Origin of the sequence: Paracoccus benzoatiresistens (genome assembly GCF_026913015.1) — a bacterium.
GTDB lineage: Bacteria > Pseudomonadota > Alphaproteobacteria > Rhodobacterales > Rhodobacteraceae > Paracoccus > Paracoccus benzoatiresistens.
The window spans coordinates 87,305-109,527 of sequence record NZ_JAPTYD010000005.1; the positions used below are offsets into that span (position 1 = coordinate 87,305).

Sequence of the window (22,223 nt, forward strand, 5' to 3'; positions counted from 1 at the left end):
TGGAGTTCGGGTGATGATTAAGCGTATCGGCGCCGCAGACGGGGATGGGGGCTCGCGCCGCAACCCTCAGCCGGCGCAGGTTTTGCAGAAGAAGGACTTTGTCGACCGTGTGGTGGCCGCCAGCGGCGCCAAGAAGGCAGACGCCCGCCCCATCATCGAGGCGACGCTTGCCCAGTTGGGAAAGGCCTTGTCTGCGGGCGAGACGCTGGCCGTGCCGCCCCTCGGCCGGGCCCGGGTCAACCTGGAACGCGACCAACGCGGAGGAGAGATCATCACGTTGCGCCTGCGCCGCAGGCCGGCCAGCATCCGCCAGTCCGCCCACCCCGCCGTCGGGGACTGACAAGCAACGATTCGCCCTTGCGGCCGCCTTTTGAGCCTGCTAGATGCTGCGCCCACGGGTGATTAGCTCAGCGGTAGAGCGCTTCGTTCACATCGAAGATGTCAGCGGTTCAAATCCGTTATCACCCACCATTATCCATTCTGTCGGTGTCCTGGACGCTGGTTTCCCGCCGGGGCACCGCCGCGAGCCTGACTTTTCCGGCCATATGATGATTTGCGCGCGATCGGTTAAAAGCCGGTCCCTGCTTGTCTTCAACGGGAACTGCCATGGTCCATGCCCTGCAACTGCCCCAGGATGCCCCCTCCGTGCGGGATGCCGCGACACTGTCCATCGCGCCGATGATGGACTGGACCGACCGGCATTGCCGGGTCTTCCACCGCCTCCTGTCGCGACGCGCGCTGCTTTATACCGAAATGGTGACCGCCCCCGCGATCATTCATGGCGACCGCCACCGGCTGCTGGATTACGACGCGGCCGAACATCCCGTGGCCCTGCAACTGGGCGGATCGGACCCGGCCGAACTTGAGGCCGCCACCCGCATCGCGGCGGATTGGGACTATGACGAGATCAACCTGAATGTCGGCTGCCCCAGCGACCGGGTTCAGTCGGGCTGCTTCGGGGCCGTCCTGATGAAGACGCCCGACCTGGTGGCGGAATGCGTGGCCCGGATGATCGCGGCAAGCCCTGTCGAGGTCACCGTGAAATGCCGAATCGGCGTCGATGACCAGATCCCAGAAGATGTGCTGCCCGCCTTCCTGGACAGGATGCGCGACGCGGGCATCCGGCGAATCGCGATCCATGCGCGAAAGGCCTGGCTGCAGGGGCTCAGCCCCAGGGAAAACCGCGATATCCCGCCGCTGGATTATTCGCTGGTCCACCGGATGAAGCGGCAGTTTGCTGACCTGCACCTGTCGATCAACGGCGGCATTCCCGGCCTTGATGCGGTCAGGGATCACCTGCAGGTCATGGACGGGGTCATGGTGGGACGCGCGGCCTATCACCAGCCGTGGGATCTCCTGGGTCAGGCCGACCGCCTGTGGGGCGACCTCCCTCCCTTCAGCAGCCCTGATCAGGTCGCCCTGGCGATGCGTCCCTATATCGCTGCCCACCTGGCGGCCGGCGGGCGGCTGCACCAGATCACCCGCCACATGCTGGGCCTGTTCCACGGAATGCCCGGCGCGCGGGGCTGGAAGCGCACCCTGTCCGAAGGCGCCTCCAAGGGCGGGATCGAGGTTTATGACGCCGCCCTGCAACAGGTCACCCAACTGGCGGCCTGAGGCTTCTTCTTCATCCAAATATCCTGGGGGAGGCCCGAAGGGCCGGGGGCAAAGCCCCCTTACTCCGCCGCTTTTTCGGCTGCCTTGGCCTGATCCCACAGCCGGTCCATCTCGGCCAGGTCGCTGTCCTCGGGGCGGCGGCCCTCCGCGGCCAGCGCGGCCTCGATGGCCTGGAAGCGGCGGGTGAACTTGGCATTGGCGCGGCGCAGTGCCTGTTCGGGGTCGACCTTCAGGTGCCGCGCAAGGTTCGCCATCACGAACAGCAGGTCGCCGAATTCCTCCTCCAGCGCCTCGGGACCAAGGGTGTCGCGCGCTTCGACCAGTTCGGCGCTTTCCTCTTTGATCTTGTCCAGGACCTCGCCCGCATGGGGCCAGTCGAAGCCCACGCGGGCGGCGCGGTTCTGCAGCTTGATGGCGCGCGTCAGCGCAGGCAGGCCCCGGGCCACGCCGTCAAGCGTGCCGCGTTCCGCCTTGCCCGCGCGCTCGACCGCCTTGATGGCTTCCCAGTCCTTGACCTGCTGCTCGGCCGACTTGTCGCGGGATTCATCGCCGAAGACATGGGGGTGGCGGAAGACCAGCTTGTCGGAGATCGCCGCCGCGCAGTCGGCAAAGTCGAACATGCCCTTCTCGTCCGCCATCTGCGCGTGGAACACCACCTGCAACAGCAGGTCGCCCAACTCGCCGGGCAACTCGTTCCAGGCCTGCCGGTCGATGGCGTCGGCGACCTCGTGCGCTTCCTCGATCGTATAGGGCGCGATCGAGGCAAAGTCCTGCTCGATATCCCAGGGGCAGCCCGTCTCCGGATCACGCAGTTGCGCCATGATGTCGATCAGGCGGGCGATTTCGGCCCCGGCGTCGCGATCTGCCTTGGTCATTGCGATTTCCCCTCGCTTCTGTCCTGATGGGCCATTGCCACAGCCAAGGTGTTTAGTCCACATGCCCGTCCTGAACCGCATTGCCGAATTCTCGGATGACATGACCGCCTGGCGCCGGCATCTGCACCAGCATCCCGAACTGGGCTTCGACTGCTACGGCACCGCCGCCTTCGTGGCCGAGCGGCTGCGCGACTTCGGCGTGGACGAGATCCATGACGGCATCGGCCAGTCGGGCATCGTCGGCATCATCGAGGGGCAGGGGCCGGGCCCCACCATCGGCCTGCGCGCCGACATGGACGCCCTGCCGATGGAGGAGGTGACGGGCCTGGACTACGCATCGACCGTGCCAGGGCGGATGCATGCCTGCGGCCATGACGGGCACACCACGATGCTGCTGGGCGCCGCCCGCTATCTGGCCGAGACGCGCAATTTTGCGGGCCGCGTCGCGCTGATCTTCCAGCCGGCCGAGGAAAACGGCGGCGGCGGCGAGGCGATGGTCCGCGACGGCATGATGGACCGCTTCGGGATCGAACGGGTCTTCGCCATGCACAACAGCCCCGGCTTGCCCGTGGGGGTGATGAACACCATGCCGGGGCCGATCATGGCCGCCGTCGACACCTTCGAGATCCACGTCCAGGGCCGGGGCGGCCATGGCGCGATGCCGCATCTGACCGCCGATCCCATCGTCGCGGCGGTGGCGGTCGTGAACGCGATCCAGACCATTTCCAGCCGCAACCATCATGCCCTGGAGGAGCTTGCGCTGTCCGTCACGCAGATTCATGCCGGCAGCGCCGACAACATCGTGCCCGACACGGCCTATGTCTGCGGCACCGTGCGGACCTTCGCCCCGCATGTCCGCGACATGGTGCGCCGCCGGATGACCCAGATCTGCGAGGGCCAGGCCGCGGCCTATGACGTGGCGATCCGGCTGGACTATACCCCCGGCTATCCCGCCACGGTCAACGACCCCGGCCAGACGGCCTTCGCCGTCGATGTCGCGCGCGAGATCGTGGGCGAGGTCAATGCCTCGGGCGAGGCGGGGCGCGAGATGGGGGCCGAGGATTTCAGCTACATGCTGGAGGCGCGGCCCGGCTGCTATCTGTTCATCGGCCAGGGCGACACGGCAGGGGTCCATCACCCCGCCTATGACTTCAACGACGCGATCTCGCCCATCGGCGCCAGCTTCCTCGCGCGGCTGGTCGAACGGGCGCAGCCCGTGGCGCGCTGACCTCACGATCCTGTTTGCGCCCGTGTCCCGGCAGCGGGTCAGGCTTCCTTGCCAAGCAGGGGCGGCGGGGATAGGTTGCGCGCCAATTCGGGCGGGGTCACCCATCCTGCCAGTCGCCGTGACAACCGAAAGGACCGTCCATGTTCGTCACCCCCGCCTATGCCCAGGCCGCCGCAGGCAATGCCGGCGCCGGCGCCGCGTTTGCGCAGTTCATCCCGCTGATCCTGATCTTCGCGATCATGTATTTCCTGATGATCCGCCCCCAGCAGAAGCGCGTGAAGCAGCACCGCGAAATGGTCGCGGCGCTGAAGAAGGGCGACCAGGTCGTCACCCAGGGCGGCATCATCGGCAAGGTGTCCAGCGTGCGCGACGAAGAGCTTGAGGTCGAGATCGCGTCCGGGGTGCGCGTCCGCGTGGTGCGCGGCACGGTGTCGCAGGTCCTGTCCCGGACCGAGCCCGTGGCAGCGAACAGCTGACGGCGTTTTTCCACTAACCATCAAGGGCTTCGGCGAAGATGCTTCAGATCGACCGTTGGAAACGCATCCTGATCATCGGGCTCTGCATCATCGGCATCGGCTTTGCCGTGCCCAACCTGTTCTACCAGCGGGTCGAATCCCACAACGACGCCTTGGCCGAGATCGAGCGGACCGGGGTCGAAACGCCGGAACTCGCCGCCGCGCGCGACGGCTGGCCGGACTGGCTGCCCTCGTCCGTCGTGGCGCTTGGCCTCGATCTGCGCGGCGGCGCGCATCTGCTGGGCGAGGTGCGCGTGGCCGATGTCCACAAGGCGCGCATGGACGCGTTGTGGCCCGAACTGCGCCGCGCCCTTGCCGATGAACGCGCGACGCTTGGCGCGATCCGCCGCCTGCCGTCGCCCGAAGGCACGCTGAAGATCGAGGTCGAGAAGGCCGATGCGATCGCCCGCGCGGCAGAAATCGTGCGCGGCTTTTCCAACCCGGTCACGACCCTGACCGGCGCGGGCCAGCAGAGCCTCGCGATCCAGGCACAGGGCAACACCCTCACCATCCAGCTTTCGGATGCCGAAAAGGTTGCGACCGACGACCGCACCGTCCAGCAGAGCGTCGAGATCATCCGCCGCCGCGTGGACGAGGTCGGCACCCGCGAACCGACCATCGTGCGCCAGGGCGCCGACCGTATCCTGATCCAGGTGCCCGGCATCGGCTCGGCCGAGCAACTGAAGGCCCTGATCGGCACCACCGCCAAGCTGACCTTCAATTCCGTCGTGGCGACCGGCACCAACCCCGATGCGCGGCCCGGCGTGGGGCAGGTGATCCTGCCTTCCGCCGAACAGGAGGGTCTCTATTACACGCTGGAGGAAAGCCCGGTCGTCACGGGCGAGGAACTGACCGACGCGGTCCCCTCGACCGACCAGAACGGCATGCCCTCGGTCGATTTCCGCTTCAACCCGACGGGGGCGCGCAAGTTCGGCGCCTATACCAGCGCCAATATCGGCCAGCCCTTCGCCATCGTTCTGGACAACGAGGTGATCTCGGCCCCGGTGATCCGGCAGGCGATCACCGCGGGGTCGGGCCAGATCTCGGGATCCATGGATTTCGACGGGGCGAACCGGCTTGCCGTCCTGCTGCGCGCGGGCGCGCTGCCCGCGCAGCTGGATTTCCTGGAAGAACGCACCATCGGCCCCGAACTGGGCCAGGACAGCATCGACGCGGGACGGCTGTCGTCGGTCATCGCGACGGCGGCGGTGGTGGCCTACATGATCGCAAGCTATGGCCTGTTCGGGGCCTTCGCTTCGATCTCGGTCATCGCGAACGTGATCCTGATCCTGTCGATCATGTCGGTCATGGGCGCCACTCTGACCCTGCCGGGCATCGCCGGGATCGTGCTGACCGTGGGCACGGCGGTGGATGCCAACGTCATCATCTATGAACGCATCCGCGAGGAATTGCGGGCCGGCAAGCGGGTGGCGAAGGCCATCAGCGACGGCTTCGACGAGGCGATGAGCGCGATCATCGACGCCAACGTCACGTCCTTCATCGCGGCGGCGGTGATGTTCTTCCTGGGCTCGGGCCCGGTCAAGGGCTTTGCCGTGACGCTGACCATCGGGCTTGTCACCTCGGTCTTCACCGCCATCTACCTGACGCGGCTGATGATCATCTGGTGGCTGGAATGGCGCAAGCCCAAAGAACTGATCCTGTAGGGGGACCGCATATGGCATTCCGTCTGAAACTCGTCCCCGACAACACCAGCATCGACTTCTTCCGGTGGCAGTGGCTGACCTTCGGCATCTCGGCGCTGGCGATGGCCGTGTCGGTCCTGCTGATCGCCACGATGGGGCTCAACTTCGGCATCGACTTCAAGGGCGGCACCACCATCCGCACCGAAAGCACCACCGCCTTCGAGGTTGGCGATTACCGCGAGGCCCTGGACGACCTCGGCTTCAGCGACCTGGCCATCACGGAGGTCTTCGACCCGAGCTTCGGCCAGGATCGCCACGTCGCCATGATCCGCATCGGCACCACGGAGGAGACCGGCTCGGTCACGCCCGAGCAGTTGAACGAGATCGAGGCCGCGCTGCACGAGGTCGATCCGCAGATCACCTTCGCCTCGGTCGAATCGGTCGGGCCGAAGGTCTCGGCCGAACTGATCCAGACCGCCTTCTATGCCGTCGGCGCTGCCTGCCTGGGGATCATGGCCTATATCTGGCTGCGCTTCGAATGGCAGTTCGCCATCGGCTGCGTGGTCGCGCTGATCCATGACGTGCTGCTGACAGTGGGCCTGTTCTCGCTGTTCCAGTTGAAGTTCGACCTGACAACCATCGCGGCGCTGCTGACCACCCTGGGCTTTTCCTGCAACGACACGGTCGTGGTCTTCGACCGGCTGCGGGAAAACCTGATGAAGTACAAGACGCGGCCCCTGATCGACCTGATGAACCTGACCTGCAATGAAACGCTGTCGCGCACCATCATGACGGCCGTCACGACCGCGATCGCCCTGACCGCGATGCTGATCTTTGGCGGCGACGTGATCCGCGACTTCGTGATCGCGATGCTGTTCGGGGTGATCGTTGGCTGCTATTCCACGATCTATGTCGCCAAGAACATCGTGCTGTGGCTGGGCGTGAAGCGCGACTGGTCCAAGAAGGATCCGAAGCTGGCCGCGTCCCCCTTTGAAAACGCGGAACGTCCCTGATGAAGATGAACCCCACCCATTTCGGCGGGGCCGTGCCGGTCGATGGCTATGGCCCCGGCTTCTTCCGGGTCGGCGGACAGGTGATCCAGGGCGCGGTGCTGGTGACGTCGGCGGGCGGGACCGCCTGGGGCGGGCTGGATGATCGTGCGGCGCTGATGGCGCTTGCGGGGCAGGTGGACGTGCTGTTCATCGGCATGGGGGCGGATGTCGCCCATGCCCCGGCCGATCTGGTCGCGGCGCTGCGCGAGGCGGGCGTGGCGGTCGAATCCATGGCCTCGCCCACGGCGGCGCGGACCTATAACGTCACCGTATCCGAGGGGCGGCGCGTCGCCTGCGCGCTTCTGCCCCTGTGAGCCTGCTGGCCGTCCATGACCTTGCCGTCGCGCGCGGCGGGCTGAGGACGGTCGAGGGGATATCCTTTTCGCTGGCAGCAGGGCAGGCCCTGATCCTGCGCGGCCCCAACGGCATTGGCAAGACGACCTTGCTTCGCACCGTCGCGGGGCTTCAGCCCCCGGTGACGGGCCGGATCGAGATGGCCGAGGATGCGGTTGCCTATGCCGCCCATGCCGATGGGCTGAAAGGCGCGCTGACCTTAACCGAGAACCTGCATTTCTGGGCGCAGGTCTTTGGTGGCGGCGATGTCGCGGGCGCGCTGGCCGCGATGGACCTTGCCGCGCTTGCGGATCGCCCCGCCGCCGCGCTGTCGGCCGGACAGAAGCGCCGGCTGGGACTGGCGCGGCTGGTGGTCTCGCGCCGGCCGCTGTGGGTGCTGGACGAGCCGACCGTGTCGCTGGATGCGGCTTCCGTGTCGCGCTTTGCCGACATGGTGCGCGGGCATCTGGGGCAGGGCGGCGCGGCGCTGATCGCGACCCATATCGACCTGGGGCTTGATGCCCGGGTGCTGGACCTCACGCCCTTCAGGGCCAGGGCTGCCCCTGCCGCGCGCCCGGCGGGCTTCAACGAGGCCTTTGCGTGATCGCCTTGCTGAAGCGGGACCTGCGCCTTGCGATCCGCGCGGGCGGGGGCTTCGGACTGGGCGTGGCCTTCTTCCTGATCCTGTGCGCGCTTGTCCCCTTTGGTGTCGGCCCCGACACAAGCGCCTTGCAACCCATCGCAGCCGGCATCCTGTGGCTGGGGGCGCTGCTGGCCTGCCTGTTGTCGCTGGACCGCATCTTCGCGCTGGATCACGAGGACGGCAGCCTGGACCTGCTGGCGACCTCGCCCCTGCCGCTGGAAGGCGCGGTGGCGGTCAAGGCGCTGGCGCATTGGATCACCACGGGCCTGCCGCTGATCGTCGCGGCGCCGCTGTTCGGCATCCTGCTGCACCTGCCGACCGCTGCCATCCCGTCGCTGCTGACATCGCTGCTGCTGGGCACGCCCGCGTTGTCGATGCTGGGCGCCTTCGGCGCCGCCGTCACTGTGGGCCTGCGGCGCGGGGGGCTGCTCTTGTCGCTGCTGGTCCTGCCGCTTTACATTCCGACGCTGATCTTCGGGACCGAGATGATCCGGCGCGGGCAGGAAGGGGGCGCCACCGCGACCCCCCTTCTGTTTCTGGCGGGCATCACGGCAGGGGTGCTGGCGCTGGTTCCTTTTGCCGCAGCCGCGGCCTTGAGGGTCAATCTGCGGTGAAGCGGGCTTGAGCCGCGCCCAAGCCGCCGCTAGGGAGAATGCATGTCGATCTGGGAATACGCCAACCCCGTGAAATTCATGCGCACGTCCGGCGCGGTCCTGCCCTGGGTGGTGGCGGGGGCTGCGGTCTGCACGGTCACGGGCCTGGTCTGGGGGTTTTCGACGCCGGACGATTACCGGCAGGGATCGACCGTCAAGATCGTCTTCCTGCATGTGCCCGCCGCGATGATGGCGATCAACATCTGGGTGATGATGCTGGTGACCAGCCTGATCTGGCTGATCCGCCGCCATCACGTCAGCGCGCTGGCCGCCAAGGCTGCCGCCCCCATCGGCGCGGTGATGACGGTGATCGGGCTGATCACCGGCGCCGTCTGGGGCCAGCCCATGTGGGGCACCTGGTGGGAATGGGACCCGCGCCTGACCAGCTTCCTGATCCTGCTTCTGTTCTATATCGGCTATATCGCCCTGTGGTCCGCCGTCGAGGACCCCGACAGCGCCGCCGACCTGACCGGCGTGCTGTGCCTTGTGGGTTCCGTCTTCGCGCTGCTGTCGCGCTATGCCGTGTTCTTCTGGAACCAGGGCCTGCACCAGGGCGCCAGCCTGTCGGTTCAATCGGGCGAAAGGATGAGCGCGGTCTATCGCTATCCCCTTTACCTGACCATGCTGGGCTTCGGGTTGCTGTTCCTGTCGCTTCTGCTGGTCCGCACCCGGACGGAGATCCGCAGGCGGCGCCTGGCCGCCCTGCAGGCAAGGGAGATGCGCGCATGATCGAGCTTGGCAAATATGCGGGCGCGGTGCTGGGCGCCTATGGCGTCTCGCTGGCGCTTCTGGGCGGGCTGATCTGGCAGACGCTGGCCGCGAATGCCCGCGCCCGCCGCGAACTGGAAAAGCAGGAAAGACATGGCTAGGATATCGCCCCTTGTCGCGCTGCCGCCGCTGGCCTTCGCCGCCCTGGCCGGAATGTTCCTGTGGGGCATGAGCCGGGACAATCAGAACGAACTTCCTTCTGCCATAGTGGGGCGCGAGGCGCCCGCCGTGCCGCAGACCACGCTTCCGGGCAAGGTGCAGCTGACGGACGAGATGCTGCGCCAGCCGGGCGTCAAGCTGGTGAACTTCTGGGCCAGCTGGTGCCCACCCTGCCGGGCCGAACATCCTACGCTGACCGAACTTGCGAAACAGATGCCCGTCTATGGCATCGACCTGCGTGACAACGATGCCAATGCCCTGGCCTTCCTGGAGGAGGGCGGCGATCCCTTTGCCGCGATCGCAACCGATCCCAAGGGGCGCGGCGCCATCGACTGGGGCGTGACCGCACCGCCCGAAACCTTCATCGTCGATGGCGAGGGCAGGATCCTCTATCGTTTCGCCGGTCCCCTGGTGCGCGAGGATTATACGAACCGCTTCCTGCCCGAGCTTGAGAAAGCCCGGGCAGCCGAATAGCGCATCACCGGACGGCCCGGCGGGGTCCCGGTCCTACGGCCCGTCGTTCAGGTAAGGGGTCGGGTCCGCCTTGGCCTTTCTGGTCCGCCTGGCGGCAGGCTTCTTGGTCTGCGCAGGCTGGGGTTGGGCAGTATCTCCGGCCAGCATGTCGGCGCCCGACGGTTGGTCGCCCTCCAGCTGGTTGCGCAGTTCTTCCTCGGCACGCGACCAATGGTCGGCATCGCGGCCTTCGGGGCGGCCTTCGCTTTCCCAGATCTCGTGGGCGCGCAGCCTGATCCGCTCTTGATGGTCTTGATCCATGTCTCTCTCCTGTGGTTTACGAACGCGACCTGGTGTCAACGGACAAGCGCAATGACGGTCTGCCACGGCACGGGCAGGATGCCGCTGACGGGACGGTTTTGCGCCACCTCGTCGTCCGAGGTGTCGATGCGCAGTGTCCATTCGCCCTCGGGCAGGGCGAATTCGGCATCCTCGCCCGCATTGACCAGGATCAGCACAGTCGGCCCGTCAGGCAAGGCCTGCTGCAGGCCAAGGCAGCGCAGCTCGCCGTCCTGCCAATCGTCGTCCTCCATCGCACCGCCGCGCGGGTGCAGCCATTCGATCACGGGATGGCGGTCGTCCGCATCGGCGGGCGCCACGCCGAAACGGGACTGGGCCAGAGGCATCTCGTGCCGGAACGCGGACAGCGCCTGGACGGCCGACAGCAATTCTCCCCTCGCCTTGTCCCATTCCAGCCAGCTGATGGCGTTGTCCTGGCAATAGGCGTTGTTGTTGCCGTCCTGGGTATTGCCGAAGTCGTCGCCCGCAAGGATCATCGGCACGCCCTGGCTCAGCAGCACGGTCGCCAGCATGGCGCGGGCGCGACGAACCCGTGCGGCAAGGATGCCGGGATCGTCGCTGGCACCTTCGGCACCCAGGTTGTCGGACAGGTTGTGGTCGTGTCCGTCGCGGTTTTCCTCGCCATTGGCGTCGTTGTGCTTGTCGTTGAAGCTGACCGTGTCCCACAGGGTGAAGCCGTCATGGGCGGCCACGAAGTTCACGCTGGAGGTCGCGGGCCGGTGGCTGTGGTTGAACTGCACCGGCGATCCGGCAAGGCGTTCCGCCATGGCCGGCACCAGCCCCGGGTCGCGGCGCCAGAAGGCGCGGGTATCGTCGCGGAACTTGTCGTTCCATTCGCGGAAGGGCCAGCGATAGCCGCCGACCTGATAGCCGCCCTCGCCGATGTCCCAGGGCTCGGCGATCAGCTTGACGCTCGACAGCACCGGATCCTGCCGGATCGCGTTGAAGAACGACCCGTCGCGCTCGAACCCCTGCGGTTCGCGCCCAAGGGTCGATGCCAGATCGAAGCGGAAGCCGTCCACATGCATCGCCTCGACCCAGTAGCGCAGGCTGTCCATGACCATGCGCAGGACCATGGGATGGGCCACGTTCAGCGTGTTGCCCGTGCCGGTGGTGTCGAAGCCGTGGCGGGGGTTGTCGGGCGACAGCAGGTAATAGGACGCGTTGTCGATGCCGCGAAGGGACAGCGTCTGGCCAAGCTCGTTGCCCTCGGCGGTGTGATTGTAGACCACGTCCAGGATGACCTCGATCCCTGCCTTGTGCAGCTTGCGGATCGCCTCCTTGACCTCGCGGATCTGGCCCGACTTCAGGTAGGGGGCATGGGGGGCAAAGAAGGACAGCGTCGAATAGCCCCAATAGTTCGACAGGCCCCGTTCCACCAGGAAGCGGTCGTTGGCGAAGGCATGGATCGGCAGCAGCTCGATCGCGGTGACGCCGATCTTGTGCAGATGCTCGATCACGGCATCGCTGCCAAGGCCGCGGAAGGTGCCGCGATCCGCCTCGGGGACGCCCGGATGCATCTGCGTCAGGCCCTTCACATGGGCTTCATAGACGAGGCTGTTCTGCCAGGGCGTGCGGATGGCGCGGTCGGTGTCCCAGTCGAACTTGGCATCGACCACCACCGCCTTGGGCATGAAGGGGGCGCTGTCGCGGGTGTCGAAGCTGAGATCGTCCTTGCCGATCTCATAGCCGTGCAGCGCGTCGTCCCACTGGATCTGGCCGCGCAGTTCGCGGGCATAGGGATCCAGCAGCAGCTTGTTGGGATTGAAGCGATGGCCCTGTTCCGGCGCATAGGGGCCGTGGACACGATAGCCATAAACCTGTCCCGGACCGACGCCGGGCAGGTAGCCGAACCAGATGCCGCCCTCCATCTCGGGCAGTTCCAGCCGGTGCAGTTCCTTCTGGCCGGATTCGTCGAACAGGCACAGTTCGACCTTTGTGGCATGGTCCGAGAAAAGGGCGAAGTTGGTGCCTTCGCCCAGGAATTCGGCGCCCAGAAGGTCGGGGCGGGTGACGCTTTGATCGAAGGCGGGGGCCTGCTTCATGTCATACATTCCAGACTCCATGTTCAGGCGACATCGCGCGGATGCAGGGCAGCGCCCGAACCCGCCGACAGGATGGCCGGGACGCGCATCGCCTCGCGCCGGTCCAGCATGGCCTGCGTGACCAGGACGGTGCGTCCCTCGCAGCGGAACCAGCGGGCATCCTCGTCCGGATCCTCGCCCACGACCAGGCCTTGCGGGATCCGCGTGCCCGGCGCGACGATGGTGCAGGTCAGCCGGGCCGAGGGCGGCACCACCGCGCCCGGCATCATCACGCTGCCCCGCGCCAGATACCATTCCGAGGTGGGCGAGATGCGCGGAAGCCGTGCCGGCTGGGCCGCGGCGAAATCCATGTGCGACTGGCGCAGGGCTTCCAGCGTCCCGACATCGCGCCAATAGGGCCGGCCGGACCGGCCCGCGGGCAGCCGATAAGCCATGGCGACATCCTGCGCCACGGCAGCGGGAATGACCTCGTGCCCGAAATCGAGCGCTTCGATGCCGCGGCCGAACAGCGCGTCCTTCAGCCAACCGGCATCGAAGACATAGATCCCCATCGATACCATCGCACGGTCTGGTTCGCCCGGAATGGCCGGAGGGATCGCGGGTTTTTCCAGAAAGGACAAGATGCGCCCGTTTGCATCGGCATGCATCACCCCGAAGCCGCTGGCCTGGGCCAGGGGCACCACGTCCACCGCCACCGTGACCGCCGCGCCCGATGCGCGGTGCGCCGCGATCAGCGCGCCGTAATCCATGTCATAGATATGGTCCGCCGCCACGACCAGCACATGATCCACCTGCCAGTCCTCGATCTGCTGCCAGTTGTGCCGCACGGCGTCGGCGGTGCCAAGGTAACGGTCGCGCCCGTCGCGCAGCACCATCGCACCCCCCGCGAAATGCCTGCCCCAGCAGGCAGGCAGGTGGTGGTGCAGGGTCGCCGGCGCGAACTGCGTCGCCACCACCAGCCTGTCCAGTCCCGACCGGATGACATTCGCCATGGCAAAGTCCACGATCCGGTTCCGGCCGGCGAAGGGCACGGCGGGTTTGCTTTCGGCGACGGTCAGGTCATGCAGCCTGGTGCCCTTGCCGCCTGCTAGAAGGATGGTGGCAACCCGATGATCTGGGCAGGCCAATCTGGACACATGAGGCTGTTCTGTCACCGGGACAATCCTTATCGAGGGAAGCGCTGGGGCCTGAGGCCGACCTGCCCTCGCAACAGATGCAACGTCCGATTGTTCCGTGCTAAATCAAATATTTTCCTGTGTCCTGACCGGGTTGAGCGTTACCTGAACATGGCTGCCGTCGCGGAAGGCACGGGACAAACCCTCTGCATTCCGGGCCAAGGGCCGGCTGGAAAATTCCGCCAGAAGATGCTGGTCGCCAAGCGTGCGGAAAAGCCGGATCCCGGTTTCGTCCATGCGGACCGAGGTATCGGCATCGCGCAGGAACCCTTCGTGCCGTTGGCGCAGCGACAGAAGCTGCCGGGTCCAGTTCAGCTTGGCGTCGGGATCGGGCCGGGCCGAGAGCGTGTCCCAGTCCACCGGCAGCCGGTTGTCCGGATCGGTCAGCGCCAGCAATCCGCCCTCGTCGCCGCGATAGATATCGGGAAAGCCGGGCATCAGCATCTGCAGGGACAGTTGGGCGAAGGCCAGCGCCTCGCCCCGGTCCAGCAGGGATTGCAGGGCGGGGTCGGGGGCGCGGTGCCATTGATCCAGCAGGTCCCCGGCAAAGGCATGGGCGGCGGCCTCGGCCGCGTTGTCGGGGTTGGACCAGAAGCTGGTCAGCTTGGCCTCGCGCATCGCCTTTTCGATATGGCGGTTCAGCCTTTCGGATGTGTGATCCACATCGCCGTTCCAGATCGCCAGGGCCGACTGGACGATGTACCACCGCCACCGTGGCTCAACCGCCTCGGCCGAGGGCAGGGCGCAGGCCCCCTCGTAAAGCGCCATGAAGGCCTGGGGCAGGTGGCTGGTCGCGACCAGTCGCATCCGGGAATCGCCCGACCGCTTGGTGTCATGGGTCGAGACCAGCGTCATGTCGGAAGGACGGCGGCGGGCCAGGAAGGCTTCGGCTTCCTCGGCCGTGACAGTCGGCTCGTCAGGTTCGGCGCCGACCTCGTTTGCCGGCAGGTAGCGCGTCCAGCGGAAGCCTGCCGTGTCCTCCTGCGCCTTGGCCAGCAGGGCGCCCGACACCTGCTGGAACCGGCAGACCAGGGCGCGGGCCTCGTCGGTCCGGGGGTCCATCATCAGGTCGGCCAGCAGATCGACCACCACCCGGCTGCGCAAGCCTTCAGCCGCCTGGTCGGCGACCGCGCGCAGCAACTCGCGATCCCCGGGGCGGGCCGTATCGGTGACATAGCTGCGATAGCGGGGCATGGCGACCAGCAGCGCGGTGATGGCCTCGCGCAGGGACTCCGGGCCGGGTTCGGCAACCGGGGAACCCTTGGTCGCGGCGGCGGCCATGTCGGCCAGCTGCCGCCGCTCGGCGGCCAGTTCGTTGTCCAGCACGTCCAGCTTGGCCTGGCGCAACTCGGCCCGGAAATCCGTCTCGATGCCGGTTGCCTGCCGCCACAGCCCGTCCAGCGCCTCGATCCCGGCAGGGTCGGTCAGCATCCGGGCGATCAGGCGCGCGGCCTCGTATCCGGTGGTTCCGACTGTTTCCCATTCGGGGGGCAGGGTTTCGTCGCCGACCAGGATCTTCTCGACCCAGACCGGCGTGTCGGGCAGCGCCGCGTGCAGCCATTGCAGATAGGTTTCGGGATCGGCCAGCCCGTCGATGTGATCGACCCTCAACCCCTGGACCAGGCTAGACCGGACAAGTTCGAGGATCAGGCTGTGCGTGTCCTCGCAGACCTGGGGATCCTCGACCCGCATCCCGATTAGGCTGGTGACGTTGAAGAAACGCCTGTGCGTGATGCCGTCGCGTTCCTGGTCGAAATGGACCAGCCGCCAATGCTGCGCCTCGTGCAGGCTGCGCAGGTCCTCGGTCTCGGGGCTGCCGTCGGCCAGGGGCAGCGACACATCGCCGAAACTCCAGGTCCCGTCGGAGGCCCTGAATGTGTCCTCGGCCAGGATCTTCTCGAAAGGTTCCGGCAGGAAGGGCAGGACCAGCGGGCCGGCGTCCCAGTCGATGTCAAAATGCCGGGCATAGCGGCTGTCGCGGCCATGCTTCAGCACATCCAGCAGCCACGGGTTTTCCAGCGTGAAGGCCGTGTGATTGGGCACGATGTCCAGGATGATCCCCAGGCCCTGCGCCTTGGCGGCGCGGGCCAGGGCCTCGAACCCCTCGCGGTTGCCCAGGGCGGGGTCGATCCGTGTCGGGTCGGTGATGTCATAGCCATGGGTCGAGCCCGTCTGAGCCATGAAGATCGGCGAAAGATAGAGATGCGAGACGCCGAGTGTCTTCAGATAGGGCAGCAGGCTGGTGACCCGCGCGAAATCCACGCCGTCGCGAAGCTGGATCCGATAGGTTGCCGTAGGAATGAATGTGGTCATCTGGGCCTTGTTGTGACGGAAAGGGCAAAGGGATCAAGGCCGATGCGGCCCAGTGTGAATGCCGTATCCTGCGGTGGTTTCAAATCCGGTTCAACCTCGCCCAGGCTCAGCCACAGGTCCAGCGTCCCGGCGTGGAAGTGCCACGTCGCCGACAGCGATGCCGTCCCATGGCGGGTCACGTCGGCGGGGGCGCTGCGCCCGCTTTTCAGCAGCGGCACGACATGATCCGCGCGGAAGGACAGCGCCCGCCGCGTCAGGTCCAGCCAGTTGCGGGCCTTGTCGTCGTCCCAGTCCAGCTTGGACCGCTGGAAGGTTTCCGGCGACAAGGGGTCGGGAACCTGGGACCCCAGGCTGGCGATTCCGGCGAATTCGGCGGCACGGCCCTTGCGGACGGCCTCGGCCAGGTCGCCGGTATAGTCGGCGAAGAACAGGAAGGGGGTGGTGGCGCCGCGCTCCTCGCCCATGAAGATCATGGGGATATAGGGTGCGACCAGTAGCAGGGCATAGGCCACGCGGACGCCCTCGGGATCGGCCAGCGACAGCAGCCTTTCGCCCCGGGCCCGGTTGCCCACCTGGTCATGGGTCTGGGTCGAGTTGACGAATGTGGTCGGCGGCAGGTGTCCGCAAGGCCGGCCGCGCGGCGTGTCGCGGCCGGGGCGCGGCTGGCCTTCCTCGATATGCCCGCGCCCGAGCGCCAGGCACAGGTCTCCGACAGGGTCGTGCGAGAAGCTTGCGTAATAGCTGTCGGATTCCCCCGTCAGCCGGCAATGGACCGCATGGTGGAAATCGTCGTTCCAGGTCGCGTCGAAGCCGTTTTCGCGCAGGTCCGGTTCGTTCCGCTCGTCCTCGACGATCAGGTGGATGGCGCGCGCGGGATCGACCGCGTGCAGGCGCTGCGCGAATTGCCGCATGAACTCGTCCGCGCCCGGACCAGTGATCTGGTGGACCGCATCCAGCCGCAGCCCGTCCAGCCGGAATTCCCCGATCCAGTATTCCGCGCATTGGATCCAGTATTCGCGCACCGCCGGCTGCGAAAAGTCGATGGCCGCGCCCCAGGGCGTGTGTCGGCCTTCATCGAAGAAGCGGGGCGCGGCATGGTGCAGATAGGCGCCATCCGGGCCGAAGTGGTTCATCACCAGATCCAGGATCACCATCAGCCCCAGCGAATGGGCGTGATCGACAAGGCGGCGCAGGTCGTCGGGGCTGCCATAGGCCGGATGCAGCGCATAGGGCAGAACGCCATCATAGCCCCAGCCCCGGTCGCCGGACCATTGGCCGACCGGCATGATCTCGATGGCGGTGATGCCCAGATCGGCCAGTCCCGCCAGTTTTTCCGTAGCCGCAGCCAGGGTGCCCTGAGGCGTGAAGGTGCCGAGGTGAAGTTCATAGATCACCGCCTCGGCCCAGTCGCGGCCCTGCCACGGCACCTGCCACGCATGATCGGCAGGTCCCGTCACTAGCGAGGGGGCATGGACATCGCCCGATTGCAGCCGGCTGGCCGGGTCGGGCAGGTCCTGTCCGTCCACCCGGAACAGATAGCCGTCGCCCGGTTGCGCCGGGGCGCTGGCCGACCAGAACCCGTCCTGTTCCCGTGTCATGGCATGGGACTGGCCGCGCAGCACCAGCCCCACTTCGCTTGCGTCGGGCGCCCAGATCCGCGCCGTCCAGCCATCCTCGGACCAGCGCCCGCCCCAGTGTGATGTCATCCTGCTTCCGCCCCTCAGATCATCGGTTTGCCGCCGGTGACGGCAATCGTCGCCCCCGAGACATAGCTGGACATCGGTTCCGCCAGCATCACATAGGCCGAGGCCAGCTCAACCGGCTGGGCCGGACGCTTCATCGGATAGTTCTCGCCGAACTTGGACACCTTCTCGGCCTCCATGCTGGCGGGGATCAAGGGGGTCCAGACGGGACCGGGCGCGACCACGTTCGCGCGGATGCCGCGTTCAGCCAGAAGCTGCGCAAGGCCCATGGTGAAGTTCTGGATGGCCCCCTTGGTCGTCGCATAGGCCAGCAGGTTTGGGCTGGGGGTGTCGGCGTTGATCGAGGCCGTGTTGATGATCGCGCTGCCGGGCTTCATGTGCGGCACGGCGGCCTTGGTCAGGTAGAACATGGCATGGATGTTGGTGGCGAAGGTGTATTGCCATTCCTCGTCCGGGATGTCCTCGATCTTGTCGAAGGTGCGCTGGTGGGCGGCGTTGTTGACCAGGATGTCGATCCCGCCGAACTTCGCGACGGTTTCCGAGATGATCTTGCGGCAGTGCTCGGGGTCCGAGATGTCGCCCGGGAAGGTCAGGCATTCCCGCCCCGCATCGCGGATCAGTTGCGCGGTGGATTGCGCGTCCTCGGTTTCGTCCAGATAGGCCAGCGCCACGTCGGCGCCCTCGCGCGCATAGGCGATGGCCACCGCGCGGCCGATGCCGCTGTCGCCGCCCGTGATGATGGCTTTCATCCCCTCCAGCCGGTTCGCGCCGCGCCAGCTTTCCTCGCCATGGTCGGGCCTGGGGTCCATCTTCTGGAAGCTGCCGGGCAATTCCTGCTGCTGCTTCGGGAACGGGGGCTTCGGATAGTCGCGCATCTGCGGCCTCGCTTTTTTCATGGTGGATGGCCGCCCGGCAGGCGGGCGGGATGCCCTTTCAGAACCGCCTTGATGCCAATCGGTTTCCACGTTGCTGTTTATCAGTTGAAAAGCTGGTGCCCGGGTTGCGGAACAACTGCCCTCGCCGCGTCGTTTGACCCAGACCAGATCGGAGCAAGACTATGCGAAATTGCGATATCCTGATTGCGGGCGGGGCGCTGATGATGGTGGCGGGGCTGATCGCCAAGGCCGTTGGCAGCACGGATGACGAAACCGACTACCGCTATGTCCGCACCGCCGGGCCCAGGGAAATGTCCGCACCCCCGCGCAACTGGGACCGGGTTGACGAGGCCGTGGATGAATCCTTTCCGGCCAGCGACCCGCCCGGGGGGTATTGAGGCCATGTCCGGCGGCAGCGACGCCCGGCTGATCGCCTATGGCAAGCTGATCGACGCACTGCCCGGCCTTCTTGACGCGGAAGGCCGGCAAGCGCTTTGCGACTGGCTGTCCGAGCGCCAGGTCCTTCATGACGGTCAGGAGGACCCCGGCGCCGTCATCGTCGAGGGACTGGAAACCGAACTGGCCATCGCCCAGGTGTTTCGCGAACTGTCCGAACGTTTCGACTGCAGGCAGCCCTAGACAAGGGCCGCCAGCAGCTTTTGCGTCTCGATCATCTCGATCTGCTGGCCGAAGCGGTTGGCATAGACCTCCATCGTGGCGTCATGCGTCTCGTCCGTCGATGAACACAGCGCGTCCGACACGATGATCACGCGATAGCCCAGATCGACCGCGCCCATCACCGCGGCCAGCAGGCAGACATCCGTTTCGCCCCCGGTCATGATCAGCGTGTCGATCCCCTCGTCCTGCAGCATCCGGTGCAGCCGGCCATCCATCCAGGGCGAATAGACCGGCTTGTCGAAGACCCGGGCGGCCGGCAGGTGCAGTTCCAGTTCCGGCAAGAGCCTTTCCCAGTCAGGGTCGATGTTCCGCCGCAGCATCTGCGGCCATTTTTCGTAGTAATGCCGCCAGTTGCCAGGGGCGTCGTCCAGCGTTTCGGGCGTGATGAAGCGCGTGAAGATCGTCTGCGCGGGAAAGCGTTCGACCACCTGGCAGATCTGCGGCAGCACCCATTCGACAGCCCAAGGAGAGCCCTTGTCGAACATGCGCTGCATGTCGATGCACAGGTGAACGGTCTTCTCGCCGGGTGGGCCATAGATCAGGCCCTCGTTGACCTTCTCGTCCTCGTTCCGCTTGCCAAACGTCATGCCGTTCTCCTTCGTCTTATCAAGGATGAAACAGTCGCGTGGTCGGCTGGTTGCAGGCCGCCCGCCTGCGTAAACATTTGTTCTGCGCCGGAACCCGGGCAGCATCAGGGCGCTGTTCCGCCTTTGTTTCCATCTTCCGGTCGGTTAGGATGGATCCGGCTGGCGACGCGCGGGATGGAAGCCTCATGGAGGAAGGACGGGACGGGGAAGATCGCGCGGCAGGGGCGTCCTTGCGCAAGATCATCCACGTGGACATGGACGCCTTCTATGCGTCGGTCGAGCAGCGCGACAATCCCGACCTGCGCGGCAAGCCGGTCGCAGTTGGCGGATCGGCCGCCCGCGGCGTCGTCGCCGCCGCCAGCTACGAGGCGCGCGTCTTCGGGGTCCGGTCCGCCATGCCCTCGGTCACGGCGAAACGGCGCTGCCCCGACCTGATCTTCGTCAAGCCCCGGTTCGACGTGTATCGCGCCGTATCCGCCCAGATCCGCGAGGTCTTTGCCGAACATACCGACCTGATCGAGCCCTTGTCCCTGGACGAGGCCTATCTGGACGTCACGCGGAACAAGCAGGATATCCCGGTCGCCACCACCATCGCGCTGATGATCCGCGACCGGATCCGGCAGGTGACGGGGCTGAACGCCTCGGCCGGGATTTCCTACAACAAGTTCCTGGCAAAGCTGGCCAGCGATCTGAACAAGCCCAATGGCCAGGCGGTGATCACCCCGGCGCGGGGACCCGCCTTCGTGGCCGAGCTGCCGGTCAGCAGGTTCCACGGCATCGGCCCCGCCACCGCCGCCAGGATGGAACGGCTGGGCATCGTCACCGGGGCCGATCTGCGCGCCCGCTCGCCCGAGTTCCTGCGCCATCATTTCGGCAAGGCGGGATCGTGGTATTACCGCATCGCGCGCGGCATCGACCACCGCCCGGTCGAGCCGCACCGCATCCGCAAGTCGGTGGGCGCCGAGGACACCTTTTCCACCGACATCCACGACTTCGACGAGGCTCGGCGCGAGATCGCGCCCCTGGCCGCAAAGGTCTGGCGCCATTGCGAAGGCAGGCAGCTGACCGGTCGCACGGTCACGCTGAAGGTGAAATACGCAGATTTCCAGCAGATCACCCGAAGCAGGACCCTGGCGGCGCCGGTGCATGGCGCCAGCGACCTGGAGGCCATTGCCGTGGGACTGTTGCAGCCGCTGTTCCCGGTGGACAAGGGCGTGCGCCTGCTGGGCGTCACCCTGTCCTCGCTGGAATCCGGGGACGAGGCCGAGGCGCGCCAGCTTTCCCTGGGCCTGCCGGGGCTGTGAAAGGCAGGGTCATTCGCCCGCTTCTGCCACCAGGCTGGCGATCCGGCGCAGGGCCAGGCGATATCCTTCTGTCCCGCAGCCGGCGATCACGCCATCGGCGCGCAGGCTGACATAGGAATGGTGGCGAAAGCTTTCGCGCTTGTGGACGTTCGAGATATGGACTTCGATCACCGGTCCGTCGAAGGCATTCAGCGCGTCCAGGATCGCCACCGAGGTATGGGTGAAGGCGGCGGGATTGATGACGATGCCCGCACCATCCTCGCGCGCCTGGTGGATCCAGTCGATGATCTGGCCTTCGGTGTTCGACTGCAGGAAACGCGTCCGCACGCCCAGTTCGGCCGCCAACGCCACGCAGTCGCGTTCCACATCGGCCAGGGTTTCGTGGCCATAGATATGGGGCTGGCGCTTGCCCAGAAGGTTCAGGTTGGGACCGTTGAGGATATAGACAAGCGTGGGCATGAACAGGGTCCTTGAGCGGTGGCGATGAATGCTTAAAGCGTAATTCCCTCGGGCGGTGAAGGCCGGTTCGATGCCGGCCAAGGTGTCGCGCCCGATGGTTGCCGGGATTGATAAAAGGCAATGGTGCGGGGCGATGATGGAACGGACCCGCCCGGGGATTGTTAGAAAGGCGTCCCGCGCCGCAACCGAAGGCGGCGCATCGCAAGAAGCAAGGAGCTTTCCCATGGCCGACAAGACGCTGGAGACGCTGTTTCACGAAACGCTGAAGGACATCTATTACGCCGAACGCAAGATCCTGGGATCGCTGCGCAAGATGGCGCGCGCCGCGCAAAGCGAGGATCTGAAGGCCGCGTTCAAGGCCCATGAGGAAGAAACCCAGGGCCAGGTCGAGCGTCTGGCGCAGGTGTTCGAACTGATCGGCAAGCGTCCTCGGGGCAAGACCTGCGACGCCATCGAGGGCATCATCGCCGAAGCCGAGGATGTCGCCGAGGAATTCAAGGGCAGCCCGGCGCTGGACGCGGGTCTTCTGGCCGCCGCTCAGGCGGTGGAGCATTACGAGATCACCCGCTACGGGACGCTGAAGGCTTGGGCCCAGATCCTTGGCATGGACGAGGCGGTCTCGCTGCTGGACCAGACCCTGCAGGAAGAATCGGCGACCGACGAGAAGCTGACCGGCCTTGCCGAAGCCGTCATCAACGCCGCCGCCGCCGAACGGGCCGCGGCCTGAACCATCCAGGGCCCGCGCCAGTCGCAGGCCTTGCCCCTTGCGCCGCTGGGCGGCGCAG

General features: G+C 66.4%; 25 protein-coding genes and 1 tRNA gene. 17 read left to right on the forward strand and 9 right to left on the reverse strand.

Annotated elements, in window-relative coordinates:
- Positions 1 to 13 precede the first annotated feature (13 nt).
- From OU682_RS06140 to dusA, 3 genes are all read left to right on the forward strand, one after another.
- Positions 14 to 340, forward strand: a complete 327-nt coding sequence (locus OU682_RS06140; RefSeq protein WP_268941191.1) for an HU family DNA-binding protein — start codon at positions 14 to 16, stop codon at positions 338 to 340.
- A gap of 56 nt (positions 341 to 396) precedes the next feature.
- Positions 397 to 471, forward strand: a tRNA-Val gene (locus tag OU682_RS06145).
- A gap of 135 nt (positions 472 to 606) precedes the next feature.
- Entirely contained in the window at positions 607 to 1,617 is a 1,011-nt protein-coding gene (gene dusA / locus OU682_RS06150; protein ID WP_268941192.1) for a tRNA dihydrouridine(20/20a) synthase DusA, read from the forward strand.
- 59 nt (positions 1,618 to 1,676) lie between these two features.
- Here the strand turns inward: dusA and mazG are convergent, their stop codons facing one another.
- On the reverse strand, positions 1,677 to 2,492 hold the full coding sequence (gene mazG, locus OU682_RS06155) for a nucleoside triphosphate pyrophosphohydrolase (RefSeq protein WP_268941193.1): 816 nt from the start codon (positions 2,490 to 2,492) through the stop codon (positions 1,677 to 1,679).
- A gap of 61 nt (positions 2,493 to 2,553) precedes the next feature.
- On the opposite strand from mazG, the gene OU682_RS06160 reads away from it, so the two are divergent.
- From OU682_RS06160 to OU682_RS06205, 10 genes are all read left to right on the forward strand, one after another.
- The gene (locus OU682_RS06160; RefSeq protein WP_268941194.1) at positions 2,554 to 3,720 is read left to right on the forward strand and encodes a M20 aminoacylase family protein; all 1,167 of its coding nucleotides are present in this window, start codon (positions 2,554 to 2,556) and stop codon (positions 3,718 to 3,720) included.
- A gap of 140 nt (positions 3,721 to 3,860) precedes the next feature.
- Positions 3,861 to 4,196: a preprotein translocase subunit YajC gene (gene yajC, locus OU682_RS06165; protein WP_268941195.1), complete on the forward strand. Its 336-nt coding sequence runs from the start codon at positions 3,861 to 3,863 to the stop codon at positions 4,194 to 4,196.
- 38 nt (positions 4,197 to 4,234) lie between these two features.
- Positions 4,235 to 5,899, forward strand: a complete 1,665-nt coding sequence (secD, locus tag OU682_RS06170) for a protein translocase subunit SecD (RefSeq protein WP_268941196.1) — start codon at positions 4,235 to 4,237, stop codon at positions 5,897 to 5,899.
- An 11-nt stretch (positions 5,900 to 5,910) separates the two neighbouring features.
- Positions 5,911 to 6,891: a protein translocase subunit SecF gene (gene secF, locus OU682_RS06175; protein ID WP_268941197.1), complete on the forward strand. Its 981-nt coding sequence runs from the start codon at positions 5,911 to 5,913 to the stop codon at positions 6,889 to 6,891.
- Positions 6,891 to 7,244 (forward strand): Mth938-like domain-containing protein, encoded by a 354-nt coding sequence (locus OU682_RS06180; RefSeq protein ID WP_268941198.1) that lies wholly within the window; start codon positions 6,891 to 6,893, stop codon positions 7,242 to 7,244. The genes secF and OU682_RS06180 overlap by 1 nt, the downstream gene beginning before the upstream one ends.
- Positions 7,241 to 7,867 carry a heme ABC exporter ATP-binding protein CcmA gene (ccmA, locus tag OU682_RS06185; RefSeq protein WP_268941199.1) on the forward strand — a complete coding sequence of 209 codons (627 nt, stop codon included), beginning with the start codon at positions 7,241 to 7,243 and terminating at the stop codon, positions 7,865 to 7,867. Before OU682_RS06180 ends, ccmA begins: the two co-directional genes overlap by 4 nt.
- On the forward strand, positions 7,864 to 8,520 hold the full coding sequence (gene ccmB / locus OU682_RS06190; protein ID WP_268941200.1) for a heme exporter protein CcmB: 657 nt from the start codon (positions 7,864 to 7,866) through the stop codon (positions 8,518 to 8,520). The genes ccmA and ccmB overlap by 4 nt, the downstream gene beginning before the upstream one ends.
- Before the next feature lie 42 nt (positions 8,521 to 8,562).
- Positions 8,563 to 9,288, forward strand: a complete 726-nt coding sequence (locus tag OU682_RS06195) for a heme ABC transporter permease (protein ID WP_268941201.1) — start codon at positions 8,563 to 8,565, stop codon at positions 9,286 to 9,288.
- Complete coding sequence (ccmD, locus tag OU682_RS06200; protein ID WP_268941202.1) at positions 9,285 to 9,428, forward strand: heme exporter protein CcmD; 144 nt, start codon at positions 9,285 to 9,287, stop codon at positions 9,426 to 9,428. Before OU682_RS06195 ends, ccmD begins: the two co-directional genes overlap by 4 nt.
- The gene (locus tag OU682_RS06205) at positions 9,421 to 9,960 is read left to right on the forward strand and encodes a DsbE family thiol:disulfide interchange protein (RefSeq protein ID WP_268941203.1); all 540 of its coding nucleotides are present in this window, start codon (positions 9,421 to 9,423) and stop codon (positions 9,958 to 9,960) included. The genes ccmD and OU682_RS06205 overlap by 8 nt, the downstream gene beginning before the upstream one ends.
- A gap of 33 nt (positions 9,961 to 9,993) precedes the next feature.
- On the opposite strand, the gene OU682_RS06210 is transcribed toward OU682_RS06205, so the two are convergent.
- The 6 genes from OU682_RS06210 to OU682_RS06235 all read right to left on the reverse strand — a co-directional run bounded on the left by OU682_RS06210 (position 9,994) and on the right by OU682_RS06235 (position 18,410).
- The gene (locus tag OU682_RS06210; protein WP_268941204.1) at positions 9,994 to 10,260 is read right to left on the reverse strand and encodes a DUF2934 domain-containing protein; all 267 of its coding nucleotides are present in this window, start codon (positions 10,258 to 10,260) and stop codon (positions 9,994 to 9,996) included.
- Positions 10,261 to 10,295: 35 nt separating this feature from the next.
- Positions 10,296 to 12,353: a glycogen debranching protein GlgX gene (gene glgX / locus OU682_RS06215; RefSeq protein ID WP_371832213.1), complete on the reverse strand. Its 2,058-nt coding sequence runs from the start codon at positions 12,351 to 12,353 to the stop codon at positions 10,296 to 10,298.
- Between the two features lie 14 nt (positions 12,354 to 12,367).
- On the reverse strand, positions 12,368 to 13,498 hold the full coding sequence (locus tag OU682_RS06220) for a sugar phosphate nucleotidyltransferase (RefSeq protein WP_268941205.1): 1,131 nt from the start codon (positions 13,496 to 13,498) through the stop codon (positions 12,368 to 12,370).
- An 87-nt stretch (positions 13,499 to 13,585) separates the two neighbouring features.
- Positions 13,586 to 15,832: a malto-oligosyltrehalose synthase gene (gene treY / locus OU682_RS06225; protein ID WP_268941206.1), complete on the reverse strand. Its 2,247-nt coding sequence runs from the start codon at positions 15,830 to 15,832 to the stop codon at positions 13,586 to 13,588.
- Positions 15,829 to 17,538: a malto-oligosyltrehalose trehalohydrolase gene (treZ, locus tag OU682_RS06230; protein ID WP_268941207.1), complete on the reverse strand. Its 1,710-nt coding sequence runs from the start codon at positions 17,536 to 17,538 to the stop codon at positions 15,829 to 15,831. The genes treY and treZ overlap by 4 nt, the downstream gene beginning before the upstream one ends.
- 14 nt (positions 17,539 to 17,552) lie before the next feature.
- Positions 17,553 to 18,410: an SDR family oxidoreductase gene (locus tag OU682_RS06235; RefSeq protein ID WP_268941208.1), complete on the reverse strand. Its 858-nt coding sequence runs from the start codon at positions 18,408 to 18,410 to the stop codon at positions 17,553 to 17,555.
- Between the two features lie 182 nt (positions 18,411 to 18,592).
- Here OU682_RS06235 and OU682_RS06240 point away from each other — a divergent pair, with 182 nt between their 5' ends.
- A complete protein-coding gene (locus OU682_RS06240; RefSeq protein WP_268941209.1) occupies positions 18,593 to 18,808 on the forward strand; it encodes a hypothetical protein in 216 nt (71 codons plus the stop codon).
- A 4-nt stretch (positions 18,809 to 18,812) separates the two neighbouring features.
- Entirely contained in the window at positions 18,813 to 19,049 is a 237-nt protein-coding gene (locus tag OU682_RS06245) for a hypothetical protein (protein WP_268941210.1), read from the forward strand.
- Here the strand turns inward: OU682_RS06245 and OU682_RS06250 are convergent.
- Positions 19,046 to 19,675: a cysteine hydrolase family protein gene (locus OU682_RS06250; protein ID WP_268941211.1), complete on the reverse strand. Its 630-nt coding sequence runs from the start codon at positions 19,673 to 19,675 to the stop codon at positions 19,046 to 19,048. The two genes, OU682_RS06245 and OU682_RS06250, sit on opposite strands and share 4 nt — an antisense overlap.
- A 185-nt stretch (positions 19,676 to 19,860) precedes the next feature.
- Here OU682_RS06250 and dinB point away from each other — a divergent pair, with 185 nt between their 5' ends.
- Positions 19,861 to 20,979, forward strand: a complete 1,119-nt coding sequence (gene dinB / locus OU682_RS06255) for a DNA polymerase IV (RefSeq protein WP_268941212.1) — start codon at positions 19,861 to 19,863, stop codon at positions 20,977 to 20,979.
- A gap of 9 nt (positions 20,980 to 20,988) precedes the next feature.
- On the opposite strand, the gene aroQ is transcribed toward dinB, so the two are convergent.
- On the reverse strand, positions 20,989 to 21,438 hold the full coding sequence (gene aroQ / locus OU682_RS06260) for a type II 3-dehydroquinate dehydratase (protein ID WP_268941213.1): 450 nt from the start codon (positions 21,436 to 21,438) through the stop codon (positions 20,989 to 20,991).
- 223 nt (positions 21,439 to 21,661) lie between these two features.
- Between aroQ and OU682_RS06265 the strand changes: the two genes are divergently transcribed.
- A complete protein-coding gene (locus OU682_RS06265; RefSeq protein WP_268941214.1) occupies positions 21,662 to 22,165 on the forward strand; it encodes a YciE/YciF ferroxidase family protein in 504 nt (167 codons plus the stop codon).
- Positions 22,166 to 22,223: the final 58 nt, after the last annotated feature.